Here is a 15433-nt window from a genome sequence, read left to right on the forward strand (position 1 = left end):
ATTAATATTTGAACCCTATTTTCGCATCCTAAACATCCCCATATGACGCAAAATTTACTTCAATAGCGCTGTTTCACAGCTGGATAGTTTGCTATGCAAATTGATTTCCTATTTATTCATGTGTAATAGGTCTCGCTCATATGCTGAGCCCGATTCGCTTTGAATATTCAAATCGTTTAATAATCATCTTTAATAAACTGAACGATAAAACCTTACAATACAGGTTAAATCATAACCGGATTTTCTTTGGCATCTCCTCTATTAAATGCCTGTCTTCCGAAATACGATTATAAATCATTTTATATCCCTATGAAATTTTTATGAAAAAACTTTTACTATTATCCCTGGTATTTCTTATTTCCACGCGTCTGTTTTCTCAAGTGAGTTTAACAGCTTCTCCATATACAGAAAATTTTGATGGCATTGGCACAACACTTCCGGCAGGTTTTTCAATAAGAACAGGTGCAACAGCAACCACTTTAGGTACAGTTGCTGCATTTACAAACACAGCAGCAGCCTGGAATGCTACAGCAGGCGGGTTCAAAAATTTTGCATCTGCCGCGATAGGTCCATCCACAACAACAACTACCGCTCAGAATGCAGCAACTGATAGAGCACTTGGCATTAGGCAAACCGGAAGTGTAGGAGACCCCGGTGGAGCATTTGTGTTTCAACTAGCAAATACCACAGGTAAAACTTCCCTGAGATTAACTTTAAATCTGCAATCATTGGATGCTACTTCTACACGACAAGCAACTTGGCGGATAGATTATGGTTTCGGTGCTACACCAACTACATTTACCACAGCTGCAACTACAACCGGAACTTTTACTACAGGTGCTTCAACGTTTACCAATAATGTTATAACTGCAGATTTCGGTAATGCGCTTGATAACTATTCGGGACCAATTTGGATTAGAATCGTAACGCTTGCTACAACAACCGGTGCCAATATTAGGCCTTCAACAGCAATAGATAACTTTAGTTTATCTTTTACTTCAGGCAGCGGAACATCAACTCCAACATTAACAGCTGCACCAGCTAGCTTGGCCTTCGGTAACCAAACCACAGCTACAAATTCGGCTGCTCAAAGTTTTACGTTAAGTGGCGCAAATTTAACCGCTAATACGAGCATATCAACAATATTACCTTTCACGGTATCTAAAGACAACACAACTTTTGCTACATCAATTAGCTATAGTGTTTCAGAAATATCGGCTACTCCTGCCGTATATGTAAGATATAGTCCTACAGCTACTGGTGCTTCAGCAGGTAATGCCAGCATTTCGAGTACTGGTGCAACTTCAATAAATGTTGCCTTAACAGGAACAGGTGTCTCTGGAGATACCACCCCGCCTGTTACAACTGCAACTTATCCAAAAACAAGTAATGCAACCCTTACATCTGTAGATTTAGTAAATAATATTAACGAAAACGGAACAAGTTATTACGTCTTACTCGCATCAGGCGCAACGGCCCCAAGCCCGGCCCAGGTTAAGGCAGGTTTAAATGCAAGTGGCACGGCAGCTTTAAAATCGGGGTCGTTTTCAAACACGGCAAACACAGATGCCTCGGCAACCATAAGTGCATTAACAGCCGGAACTACTTATACTTTCTATGTGGTTTCTCAGGATGCCGCAGGCAACTTACAAACAACGGTTTCAAATGTAAATGCAACAACCACAAACCCTCCATTAGTAAGCGCATCGATTATCATCAGCCAGTATTATGAAGGTACATCAACCAACAAATGGATCGAACTAACCAATTTAACCAATTCACCAATCAATACCACTTCACCACAATTAAAACTCGCGCTCTATAACATTTCAGGCGATGCAGGCACCATTAACATTACAGGAACACCGGCTCAAATTGTAAACCTGAATTTTACAATCCCTGCACTTGGCTCTGTTTTATTAGGCAATACAGGTAACAGCACCGAGGTTCCGTATTTAACGTCGGCCAGCGCAATACAAAACAGCAATACCGTAATTAACTTTAATGGTAATGATGGTATCGCTTTACTGGATGCAAATAACAATATTATAGATGCATTTGGTCAGGGCGTAAATGCAAAAGATGTATCCTATGTAAGAAGCTTAAATGTAACAGCACCCAGCCCTACCTATACTGATAGCGATTGGACACGAACAACCTTAGCTATTGTTCAAAATGCAATTGATGATGATGATGTAAACAGATTGGGCGTTCATTTTCCTCCAAACTTACCTGTATGTGCTGCGCCATCCGTTCCGGCAACAGCATTAACCTTCAGCAATGTAACAACCAATAGCATCTCAGCCGGCTTTACAAAGTCTACTGATGCAAATGAATATTTAATCATCAGGAGCTTAAATTCGACGCTAAATGCGTTACCTGTTGATGGAACAGCCTACGCCGTTGGTTCTTCATTTGGTGGCGGCACGGTTATCAATAAAATTGTGAGCAATACATTTACTGATAACGGTTTAAATAGCTCTACAAATTATTTTTATTTTATAATCCCGCTCAATAACCTTTCCTGTACTGGTGGACCAAAATATTTAAACACCAATATTTTAACTGCTTCGCAAACTACAAATACACTATTGCCTTGTTCAGTTCCTGCAGCACAACCTACGGCATTTAACATTACTTCATCAAACTACAATTTTGTACAAGCCGCATTTACACCGGTTACAGGGGTAGATGAATACCTGGTTGTAATGAGTACTAGTAATAGTTTAACGGCAAATCCGACTAACCAAACGCTTTATAATGTTGGCGACCAGTTAGGTGGTGGTATTGTTGTAAAAAGAGGCTCGGGCGGCACCTTTATCAGAAATGGACTGACCCAGAATACAAATTATTATTTTTACGTTTTTTCAGTTAACAGCAGTTGCAGTGGCGGTCCGATTTATTTAACCAATCAGCCACTTACCGGAAATTTCAAAACGGGGGTATTAGATGTAAACAAACTCAATTTTTACTATGGAAACCTACATAGTCACAGCAGTTATTCTGATGGAAACAAAGATGATTTAACCAAGAAACCAGAGGACGATTATGCTTTTGCTAAAAACTCGATGAATCTTGATTTCCTGGGCATATCAGAACACAATCATACCCAGGCCGGCATGTCTTTAGCGAACTGGCAACCAGGAATTGATGCAGCAAAAAAAGCAACTACCTCTAATTTTGTAGCCATGCATGGTATGGAATGGGGTGTAATTAGTGGTGGCGGGCACGTTATCGTTTATGGTATCGATTCATTAATTGGATGGGAATCAGGCGAAAATCAAATTTATGTTCCAAAAAGCACTTATACCGGTTCTACAGGATTGTTTAGAATTATTAACAGACATGGTTTGAATGCCGTGGCAACGTTAGCGCATCCGAATACAACCGATTACAATAACATATCGGCAACTTATGATTTAAGTGCTGATAGTGCAATTGTGGGAACTGCTTTAGAAAGTGGCCCTGCCTTTTCAACGAATATCACTTACTCAGATCCGGCAAGTTCAATGAGTTATCTAAGCTATTACAACCGTATGCTGGCGAAAGGTTATCACCTGGGCGCAAGCATAGACCACGATAACCATAACTTAACTTTCGGTCGCCATACACGGGCAAGGTTAGTGGTGCTCGCCCCTGCCCTCACCGAAAATGATTTGCTGGATGCCATTAAGAAAATGCGCTTTTATGCTTCACAAGATTCAGCAGCTAAAATTGTTTTCACCATTAATAAACAACCTGTCGGTAGCGTATTTAAAACCGCAGGTGCGCCTCAAATTGAAGTAAGTTCGATTACAACAAGCCCTGTTACCAGCATTAAAATCCTATACGGAACGCCTGGTAGCGGTGTAAATCCGGTAGAATTAACTACAGGCACATCATCAAGTTTAACGTATATCGATAATGCTTTAGCCAATCTATCAACAGGTTATTATTATGCAGATATTGTAGAAGCAGATGGAAGTCGGATTATTACCTCCCCAATCTGGTACTCACGTGATGATGCAACCGTTAAAAAAGACCAGACTATTACCTTTGCAGCAACCAGAACAGCAACATACGGTGACCCGGACTTGGTAGCTGGTGCAACCAGTGATAACACAGGCATAAACATTACCTACACGAGTAGCGATACTAATATCGCCACCATCAGCAATAATGATATCCATATTGTTAAAGCCGGAACGGTTACCATAACCGCAAATCAGGTTGGAGATACCTTTTATAATCCCGCAGTTGCCAAACAACAGGTATTAACCATTGCACCAAAAACCATTACGGTTACTGCTGACGCTAAAACCAAAGTAGAAAGTACGGTTGATCCAATGTTTACCTATACTTCTGCTCCTGCACTAATTGGTGCAGATGCTTTTACAGGTGCATTAACCAGAAACCCCGGAGAAACTGCAGGAGATTACCCGATAACACAGGGGACTTTGGCTTTAAGTACAAACTATGCAATTAACTACAAAGCAGCCAATCTAAAAATTTACGCAAAGCCTGCAGCTGCTTTAAGTGCAAACGTATCCGTCCCTTTAAATGCTGCTGCTCCTGTAATTACCTTCACGGCATCAGCCGGAACCGCCCCATTTACCTTTACCTATAACATTAATGGTGGTACAAATCAAACTCTAACAGCTACAACAAATACAGCAACGGTAAATGCATCTACTGCAACTGTTGGCACATTCACCTACACAGTAACCAGTATTAGCGATGCTTACAGCACACAAACGCAAAACATTTCTACGACAGTAAGAGTTAATCCGATTCCAGTTGCAACAATTTCGGGAACAACTGCATTGTGTTTAAATGGCACATCACCAACGGTAACTTTTACAGGTGGCAATGGTACAGGCCCTTACGTTTTCACTTATAATGTTAATGGAGGCACTAGTCAAACCATCAGCACTACAGGTACAAATACGAGTGCCACTTTAACCGCAGCAACAAATGTGGCAGGAACATTCAATTATAATTTATTGAATGTTGCAGATGTTAATGCGGCTCAAAATCAAACCGGAACAGCAACGGTAACCATTAGGACTTTAGCAACGGCTTCTATTTCGGGCTCAACGGCTGCCCCGCAAAACAGCACCGCGCCAACAGTAACTTTTACGGGCGCTAACGGAACGGCTCCGTATACTTTTACCTATAACATCAACGGCGGACAAAACTTAACAATAACTTCTACCGGAAATACGGCAACGGTAGCTGCGCCAACAACTGCAGCAGGCACTTTTGTGTATAATCTAGTTAGCGTGGCAGATGTAAACTGTGGTCAGGCGCAAACAGGTACTGCAAGCATATTAATTCGTCCTTTACCGGTTGCAACGATTTCCGGAACAACTGCTGTTTGTAATTTCAGCACATCGCCCGTGGTCACTTTTACCGGTTCAGCGGGTACGGCACCGTATACCTTTACGTATACGGTAAATGGCGGCAACAACAGAACGGTTACCACAAATTCGACTACCGCAACAGTCAGTGCGCCAACCAATGCCGCAGGCACATTTGTATATGCCCTGGTAAGTGTAACAGATGCATATGCCACCCAGGCGCAAACCGGAACTGCTACGGTTATGGTAAATCCATTGCCGGTAATTACCATCAACAGCAATAAAGGTTTGTCAATTTCGAAAGGTGATGCACTAATTTTGACCGCAACAGGCGGAGCACAATACAGCTGGACGGGTGCTGAAATTATTGCCGGGCAAAATACCGCAGCCGTAACCATCAGGCCAAAACAGAACGGAACCTATAAAGTGGTGGTAACCAATGCAAATGGTTGTACCGCTGAACAAAGTGTGGTTATTACCGTAATTGATGATTATAAATTAGAAGCAAGCACTGTCGTTACACCAAATGGCGACGGCTACAATGATAAATTCATTATCAAAAACATTGATTATTACCCGAACAATACCTTGAAAATTTTTGATAAGGCTGGCCGGATTTTATATACCAAAAAATCTTATGCCAACGATTGGGATGGGATGGTTAACGGAAGTCCGCTTGGTGAAGGGACCTATTATTACATCATCGACTTAGGAAGCGGCATCGGTACTTTTAAAGGATTCATTAACATCATCAGAGACTAATTACAGGCATGAAAGCAATTACAAAAAATATAAAGCAAATAAGTCGCGTAACGTTTCTATTTGCAGCAGGTACCTTATTCTTTAATTCGGTAAAAGCACAAATTTTACCATTAAATGCGCAGTATTTTCAGAACCGATACCTGGTTAACCCATCTATGGCGGGTATAAACGAGGGGTTTAACATCAATGGTAGTTTCCGTAAACAATGGTCGAACATTCCCGGTGCACCGATTACACAAAGCGTAACCTTAGATCAGCAGGTGGGCAAAGTTGGCTGGGGCGCCAACATTTATAATGAAAAATCAGGCGGCATTCAGCGAACGAAAATGGTTGGGACCTTTGCTTACCATTTACCGTTGAACAATGATGAACAGAAACTAAGTTTCGGCATCTCCTTTGGTGCGAGTCAGGATAAACTGGATTTAAGCAGTGTCAGAAACAGCGACATCAACGATCCATCTATTGCCCGTTTTAACGACAGAGGGTATTATTTTGACGGTGATTTTGGTGTTTCCTATACCTCGAAAGGGTTAACCCTTGAAGGTGCCCTCCCTAACATGCGCTCTGTTTTCAGGAGCGACGATTTAAACTTTGCGGATAAACCGACTTTTTATTCAGCTATAGGCTATAAATTCAATTTAGGGAGCGGATTAAGCGGAATCAGCCTGGAGCCCAAAGGCGTTTTCAGAGGCATTAAAAATTACAAAAATTTATGGGATGCCGGTGTAAATGCCAACTTCGCAAATGATAGGTTATATGTAATGGCGATGTACCACAATACTCAAAATGCAACTGTTGGTTTCGGCATGAACTATAAATCGACCTTGTATTTTATGGCTTATTACAATACGGCCACATCAGCAATTAGCGGGTATACGGATGGCGATTTTGAAGTCAATATCAGGGTGAATATTGGTAAGAAGCCATAGCGGGCCTGGTCAAGCTTTGTTCAGCCACATATTCGCAGATTTTTAATTTGCAATTTGTTGTGATTTAATTCGCCACGGAAACACGGAAAATGTCGCATCTGGAGCGGATGGTATGGGCGTTTCGTCATTCCCAACCTGATTGGGAATCTTAAAGCATTAAGCGCTGGCATTAAGATTCCCGCATGCGCGAGAATGACGTAATCGATGGAACTTACGGTCTTTAGGCGTTTCGTCATTCCCAACCTGATTGGGAATCTTTAAGCATTAAGCGCTGGCATTAAGATTCCCGCATGCGCGAGAATGACGTAGTCATTGGAACCTACAGTCTTGGGCGTTTCGTCATTCCCAACCTGATTGGGAAGCTTAAAGCATTAAGCGCTGGCATTAAGATTCCCGCATGCGCGAGAATGACGTAGTCGTTGGAAACTACCGTCTTTGGGCGTTTCGTCATTCCCAACCTGATTGGGAAGCTTAAAGCATTAAACACCGGCATTAAGATTCCCGCATGCGCGAGAATGACGTAATCGTTGGAACTTACCGTCTTTGGGCGTTTCATCATTCCCAACCTGATTGGGAATCTTAAAGCATTAAGCGCCGGAATTAAGATTCCCGCATGCGCGAGAATAACGTATTCGTTGCACCTATACTCTTTGGGCGTTTCGTCATTCCCAACCTGATTGGGAATCTTAAAGCGTTAAACGCTGGCATTAAAATTCCCGTCTGCGCAGGAAAGACGTAGTCGTTGGAACCTACCGTCTTTAGGCGTTTCGTCATTCCCAACCTGATTGGGAATCTTAAAGTATTAAGCGCGGGCATTAAGATTCCCGCTTGTGCGAGAATGACGTAGTCGTTGGAAACTACAGTCTTTGGGTGTTTCGTCATTCCTAACCTGATAGGGAATCTTAAAGCATTAAACACCGGCATTAAGATTCCCGCATGCGCGAGAATGACGTAGTCGTTGGAATCTACAGTCTTTGTGCGTTTCGTCATTCCCAAACTGATTGGGAATCTTAAAGCATTAAACACCTGCATTAAGATTTCCGCTTGTACCTATTTGAAAGGTTTTTTTAGGCATTTTGCTGACTGACTTACATAACCAACAGGTTTTTCCGAAGAACGCCGTCAATCCCAAGGGCCGGGAGAATCAAAAAACAGTTGCAGAATAGAACAAATAGTAGAATCAAACCTAAAACGCAGTGGTTTTTGTGTTCAGGTTTAGCAAAATCATTCAATCAGCACTAACGAACAAAACCCCGAAGGGCTCAATCAGACAAATAAAATTATAACCACAACTGATTAAATTAAGTGCCGCTGTTTTTTGATGTGTGAGGGCTTGCGCGAAAGGCACCTAGCTGGATTGACAAAGCGCTTTGGGTACTTTGGCGCCCCAAAGTACCATGCCCCGCGGCATAGAGCGATAAAAATAATTTAAATATTTGTGTCCACACAATAGGCATACGGGAATGACGATATTTTTAACAGCCACAGATTCGCAGATTTTTAGCTAATAATTTTGTCGTGATTTAAGTTCAGGAAAACTTAGAAACCAATGAAAACCATTTGATTGCTGTGTCCATCTGTGTTCCCATGGCATTTTCTTAAACAAAATACAATCTTTATTAAAAATAGTACGCAAATCTGTGGCTATCCCCTCGTTTTTGTTATTTTTACAACCATGCCAAAAATCATCAACCTCGAAGTATTTCAGCGCTTTTTTCGTTCAGGACAAGTTGGTGGATTTTTACTTCTAATATTCGTTGCCATTTCCCTGCTTATTGCAAACACCGCATCGAAAGAAAGTTTCGAAGCCTTTTTAGCAACTAAACTTGGATTTGGAACTGTAAACTACAGTTTACTCGCCTGGATAAACGATGCCTTAATGGCTGTATTTTTTCTGCTCGTTGGTCTGGAAATTAAACGCGAATTACTGGAGGGCGAGTTATCTTCCGTTAAAAGCGCTGCATTGCCTGTAATTGCAGCCCTGGGCGGAATGCTTGTCCCGGCATTGATTTATGCTCTATTTAATAAAGGAACTGAAACTGCTGATGGCTGGGGCATCCCCATGGCTACAGATATTGCCTTTGCAATAGCCATTATTGCAATGCTTGGCAAAAATGTGCCGGCAAGTTTAAAAATATTTCTGGCGGCGCTGGCCATAGTAGATGATTTAGGGGCAATCCTCGTCATCGCTATATTTTACACCAACCAGATTCATTTTGAATACCTGGCGATGGCCGGCGGAATTTTAATACTGCTCAGTTTAATGAATTATTTCGGCGTTAAGAATTTGGTTTTTTACCTTATTCCAGGTCTATTCCTTTGGTATTTCATTCACCATTCCGGCATTCATGCCACCCTAGCGGGTGTACTTTTAGCCTTCACCATTCCAACCAATGAAACGGATGTTTTATCTCCTCTGGAAAAACTGGAACATGCGCTAACTGTTCCTGTAAACTACCTCATCATGCCGGTTTTTGCCTTAGCCAACACGAACATCACTTTCAAAAAAGAAATGATTTCCGGCTTGGTTACGCCTTTAGGATTAGGCATCATCGTTGGACTCTTTGCCGGAAAAACACTTGGCGTAACACTCTTCAGCTGGCTCGCCGTGAAACTGAAATGGGCTGATTTACCAACAGGCGCAGGCTGGAAACATGTTTTGGGTTTAGGCATGCTGGCGGGCATCGGCTTTACGATGTCGATATTTATTGCTTTGCTTTCCTTTAGCGATGAAATTCATATTTTAGAAGCAAAGTTTGCGATATTAACCGCATCGGTTTTATCGGGTGTGGTGGGTTTTGTGTTTTTGAAATCGGTGAAGAAGGTTAAGTATTCTAAAAATTAAAACCAATAATCAACAACAATAATATCATTCTTTACTACTTTAAAGTTAAGTATTAACTCATTACCAGTAATCTCGTGTGCGGAACTATGTTGCCGCAAGCCATTTAAAAATACTTTAGCTTTTTCATCAAAAACTCGGTGTATCAATTTTATTGATTCATTTGGCAAAACATTTTGGAAAATAACAAATTCTTCGGTTATATAATTGTCCATTTGAAATATGCATGATCAAGTTAAAACTTTTAATATTCCCGTAGTTTAATTAATATTTAAATCTGAAACCATTACCATTTATCAGTTCGATAAACTCATTAACTTGTTTGTGATAATTCGATTGCTTAATTCTACGCCCTTCATAAAGCTCATCATGATCATCTTGAAACTTAAATAAATCATCAGCGCTATTAAGTTTCAGAAGCTGTGTTGTATTGTGAATAAACCCAACATTATCAAATCTTATCCCATCCAAAATGAATGGAATAACATTATCGGACAAAACCCATGCAGCGCCCATTTCATTTAAACAAATTTCGCTTTCTTTATAGTTACTGGTGATAATCTGTATAACGGCTACCGCATTCTTCATATTATCTTTGATAGCAGCCTTAAAATCTGAGCCACTTTTTATACCAGTATCTTTTGCTGATGTGTAAAATATCTTTTCCCGACTTATACCTAAGCCAACGGTAAGAATCTTATCAATAAAAGCAGATACAATCGGCTCATCTTTACTTGAATGACTAATAAATATTGTTCCCTCTTGTATCATATTATCTTTTTGTAAATTTAATAGTTAAAACTGAATATGTTAACAGACTGTTTTGACAATGTTAAACTTATTTTCAACAAAAAATTTATTTATTCGCTTTAATTACTCTTATTATACTTCTTAAAATTCTCCGCTTGCTCAAAAATCTCTTTATAAACCTCATCCCTATCAATAGGCGGATAATCATTTTCAGCGAGCAGGATAATTAAATCAACTTTTAATTCTGCTTTAATATCCTCCCTTTTACTCCAATCGGTGTATTTGGCTTTATCATCAACCACATCTTTTACCTCTTGGGCTAAATGAATTAATTTATCCTCTGGATAGACAAAATCGTATTTAATGGCTAAGGCTTTTAATATATCGTAAAATGCCTTTTCTTCGAAATCAATTCCCAGGTCTTTGAAAGAATCTTTTTCCTTTTTAAGAGCGTAATACAAGTCGATAATTTCGTCTGTAAAATCTTCTAAAACATTACTTACCAAAGTATCTTCTTTACGCTCATTGTATTTATCAACAATAAACTGTAAGCGCTTGGAGAAATCTATCCCTGTAATCTTATTTATTTTTTTAACATTATCAATGGCCTTAGCTAATAGCTTTTGCAGTAATTTAATCTTTGTGTTAGGCAGCTTAATTTTATCAATTTTTGCCATGTAATCATCAGAGAAAATATCTACTTCTGTTTCATTAGCATCTCCAAGTTTAAATATCTCTTCAACGCCTTCGCTTTCTATTGCATCTTGAAGCATTTGGCGGACTTTATTATTCATTTGGGCCGCATCTGGTGCCACCCCCTTTGTTAACTTGTAAATAATAGCTCTGATAGCCAAGTAAAAATGAATTAGATCCCGTTCCTCGTTTTTGAAAACACCACTACCCGAACAAATATCATAAGCAGACTTTAATCGTTTTACGATGTACATAAAACGCTTTTCGAGTTCTTGAGTGAGTTGCACAAATTCGGCAGACTCATTTAAACACTTAAGTTGTTCTACCGGCGTTCCATGAAAATATTTTGAAGAATCGAATTTATGAAACAGCTTATTCAAAAGGTCAAGTTGATCTTTTACAACCACAATTGATTGTTCAATATCTTCAATATTTTGCGAATCCCCTTTATCGTATTGCGCTAAGGCTAGATTTAGTTGTTTCTTGATTCCAATGTAATCGACAACCAGACCCTTATTTTTTCCTTCAAATTTCCGATTAACCCTGGAAATGGTTTGAATTAAATTGTGTCTTTGAATGGGTTTGTCAATATACATAGTATCTAAAAACGGAACATCGAAACCTGTGAGCCACATATCTACAACAATGGCTATTTTAAAGTTGGATTTTTCGTTTTTAAACTGACGATCAAATTCTTTGCGATCGTCTTTTGTGCCTAATAACTTATATAATGCTTCATCATCATCCTTACCTCTGGTCATCACCATTTTTAGGCGTTCCATCGGTTTAATTTCTTTTTGCTCTTTTTCCGATAGCACAACATCATCTGGGGCAATTTTTACTTCAGCCCAATCAGGGCGTATGGCTAAGATATTTTTGTATAACTCAAAAGCGATTTGTCTACTACTACAAACAAACATGGCTTTGCCTTTTACTGTTGCGCCCTCAACAATTCTGTTTTCATAGTGGCGGACAAAATCTTCGGCAATGGCTTGTAAACGTTTCGGATCTCCGATAATGGCATTCATTTGTGCCATTGCCTTTTTGCTTTCTTCTATCTGATTTTCATTACTTCCATCCTCGGCACATTGGGCATAATAAGCTTCTATTTCTTCGAGCTTATGGTTATTAAGCAAAACCTTTGCAGCTCGCCCTTCATAAACTATCCTAACCGTGATTTCATCGTTAACCGATTCAGTCATGGTATAGGCATCAACAATATCGCCAAATACATCAATTGTTGCATCAATTGGCGTACCTGTAAAGCCAACATAAGTGGCATTTGGCAAGGAGTCATGTAAGTACTTCGCAAAGCCGTAAGTTTTAGTAACGCCTTTTTCAGTGATACTTACTTTCTGATCTAAATTGGTTTGACTTCTGTGGGCTTCATCTGAAATACAAATCACATTAGTCCGATCGGTAAGTAGTTTTGTATCTTCCGTAAACTTGTGTATGGTGGTTAAAAAAACACCACCGCTATTTCTGCCTTGCAATAGTTCTCTTAAATTACTCCTGCTTTCTACGCTAACAACAGTCTCATCACCAATAAAACCTTTGGCGTTGGTGAATTGACCAGATAGCTGATCATCTAAATCGGTTCTATCCGTAATTAAAATTATAGTTGGACTACCAAAGTATGTGCTTTTCATCAGCAGCCTACTTAAAAAAAGCATAGTATAACTTTTACCACAACCTGTTGTACCGAAATAGGTGCCACCCTTTCCATCACCACGAGGGCGCTGGTGTAACTTTATATTTTCAAAAAGTTTAACTGTAGCATAGTATTGAGGATAACGACAAACAATCTTTTCATTTTTCTTCGAACTGTCTGGCAGGTAAATAAAATTGCGGATTATATCCCTCAACCTGGTTCGGTTAAACATACCTTGCACTAAGGTAAACATAGCATCAATGCCATCAACCTCCGTTTTCATTCCCTCAATTTTTCGCCATGCGTAAAAGAATTCATAGGGTACAAAGAATGAACCAGCCTTGGTATTCACCCCATCACTAATCACACAAAATGCATTGTATTTGAATAATTCGGGAATATCTCTTTTATAGCGTACCGTCAATTGCTCATAGGCATTGTGTATGGTCGTATCTTCTTTAATTGCAGATTTAAATTCAAACACGACTAATGGCAAACCGTTGATATACAATATCAAATCTGGAATGCGCATCTCATAGCCCCTAATGGCCAATTGATTTACAATTTTATATGTATTTTGATCTGATACTGAATAATCAATTAGTTGAATAAAGATGTCTTTTTTGAGGCGATCTTCCCGCTTAAGCAAAAAACCATCTGACACCATTCTCATAAAAGTTTTATTGCTCTCGTACAAATCGGAAGAGGGTAAACGGTCTAAATCCCGAAGAATAGATTCAATTTCATTTTCTGTAATTGCATCGGCTTGATACTGCCTACGCAGATAGGCTTTCAAGTCATCATCAATTAGCACTTTATCGCTAACGATATTACCATAAACTACAACAGGTTCTTCAACCAAATCTGTGGTGGCTTGACGGACTACATTGCCTGCTTGATGAACCATTTGTTCATCTTCAAGTAAGTTAATAAATGCATGCTCTAATTGCGATTCGGTAAATTTCATGCTATTTATAATCGTTAATCAACAATATGATATTGCCAATTTCTGTTGTATAATATTTTTGTTGGGGGCTATTCGGAACATTCGGTAACGTCCTATTTAATAACTTCAAGTTTATTAAAGGTTCTATGTATCGTTTAAAGTTATCGTTATGCCTTTTTAAACCTAAACAGTCTTCCTGGATTTCTTTATTTGATTTTGGCTTTCCGGAAAACTTTAAGATTTCAAGTTGTTCTGCCGTAAGGTGCGCTGCTAACTTGGCATATTTTTCTACCTGCTTTTCAGTTGGCATTTTGAGTTCAACCATCAGGTCGCGTTTTACCGTACCCAGGCTATCCAAACTAGCTTTCAGATGTTCCATCAAGTCTTTTGCTTTAGCTTGGTCGTTAACTTGGTCGTTAACTTGGTCGTTAGCTTGGTCGTTAGCTTGGTCGTTAACAGGGAGGGACATTCGTAAGAAATTATCAGAAAATTTGAAACAATCTTTTGAATAGCTTTCTAAAATGCGGGGAATACCCGATCCCAATTGTTCTACCAGATCCAAATCTTTATAAATCCGCATAATCTCTTTATTCCTTGGCACCGAAAAGCCCTCGAAAAATTCATCCTGACTCAACCCATCCGGTAAACCACCAGTTGAAGTGATTTCGATACGATCATCAAATAACTCAAATTTTGGTGGTACCTCGGTCGTATAATCATTATGTACAAATGCATTAATGATCGCCTCACGTAACGCAATCGCATCCCAATACCTGGTTTCTTTTCTTTCTTTAGAAGTGATTTGGGTAAAAGTTTTATTTTCTAAATTAACCTTATCTAAAACCTGCTTGGTAGCTTTAATTAACGATTCATAACCATACTCATTATTTTCTACCAAATTAGCCCTGGTTAAACCATTGTACCTGGCTAACTTGATGGAGGTACTGTTTTTATCGGAAATTAAATAAGCCAAATAATTATATTGCTCCTCTGCATTGAGTAGCTCTAAGTTGGCAGCAAAATTATTGTTCAAGCTTTTACCTACGCCCTCGTAGTAGATTTTTAACTGCTCAAAACTTAAATTTTGTTGGTTAGATCTAATTTTGCTGATGGAGTTTCTGGTACGCTTGGCAAACAGCGCATCAATCATTTTTTGAGGCATAGGCTCTGATGCCGTACCAATTCTGATAAAAGCACCTTTCTCTGTCATGCCATATTTCTTCAAAAAATAAGGCTTTTCACTACCACTCGCTACTATAATTTTAATAATATCCAAGCCATCTTTATGCTCACTAATTACATCAAACAAGCCTAAGCAAGAAGGAGAGATATTATGTTTTAAGCGGTCTTTTATTTTGAGCTGATCGCCATCGCTATCTGTAACGCCTGCAGTTTTGCCTACTTTATCGATTCCAATATAAATTAAACCACCGGCTGCATAATTTAAAAAAGCAATCACTTCCTTTTCTAACGAATCGGTAAGTTCTTGTTTGTATTCTATGCGGTTGGTTTCGGCCATAG

Annotated in this window: 6 protein-coding genes; 3 read left to right on the forward strand and 3 right to left on the reverse strand. The window is 39.4% G+C overall.

Annotated elements, in window-relative coordinates:
• The first annotated feature begins 320 nt into the window (after window positions 1-320).
• From O0931_RS08300 to nhaA, 3 genes are all read left to right on the forward strand, one after another.
• On the forward strand, window positions 321-6101 hold the full coding sequence (locus tag O0931_RS08300) for a CehA/McbA family metallohydrolase (protein WP_269415099.1): 5781 nt from the start codon (window positions 321-323) through the stop codon (window positions 6099-6101).
• An 8-nt stretch (window positions 6102-6109) separates the two neighbouring features.
• Complete coding sequence (locus tag O0931_RS08305) at window positions 6110-7030, forward strand: PorP/SprF family type IX secretion system membrane protein (protein ID WP_269415100.1); 921 nt, start codon at window positions 6110-6112, stop codon at window positions 7028-7030.
• A gap of 1675 nt (window positions 7031-8705) precedes the next feature.
• Complete coding sequence (nhaA, locus tag O0931_RS08310; protein ID WP_269415101.1) at window positions 8706-9875, forward strand: Na+/H+ antiporter NhaA; 1170 nt, start codon at window positions 8706-8708, stop codon at window positions 9873-9875.
• Between the two features lie 261 nt (window positions 9876-10136).
• On the opposite strand, the gene O0931_RS08315 is transcribed toward nhaA, so the two are convergent.
• From O0931_RS08315 to O0931_RS08325, 3 genes are all read right to left on the reverse strand, one after another.
• Window positions 10137-10643, reverse strand: a complete 507-nt coding sequence (locus O0931_RS08315) for a toll/interleukin-1 receptor domain-containing protein (RefSeq protein WP_269415102.1) — start codon at window positions 10641-10643, stop codon at window positions 10137-10139.
• Window positions 10644-10741: 98 nt separating this feature from the next.
• Window positions 10742-13933 (reverse strand): type I restriction endonuclease subunit R, encoded by a 3192-nt coding sequence (locus O0931_RS08320; RefSeq protein ID WP_269415103.1) that lies wholly within the window; start codon window positions 13931-13933, stop codon window positions 10742-10744.
• A gap of 1 nt (window position 13934) precedes the next feature.
• Window positions 13935-15431, reverse strand: coding sequence for an RNA-binding domain-containing protein (locus O0931_RS08325; RefSeq protein ID WP_269415104.1), 1497 nt, complete (start codon window positions 15429-15431; stop codon window positions 13935-13937).
• Window positions 15432-15433 lie beyond the last annotated feature (2 nt).

The sequence above is a fragment of the Pedobacter rhodius genome (genome assembly GCF_027213645.1).
GTDB lineage: Bacteria > Bacteroidota > Bacteroidia > Sphingobacteriales > Sphingobacteriaceae > Pedobacter > Pedobacter rhodius.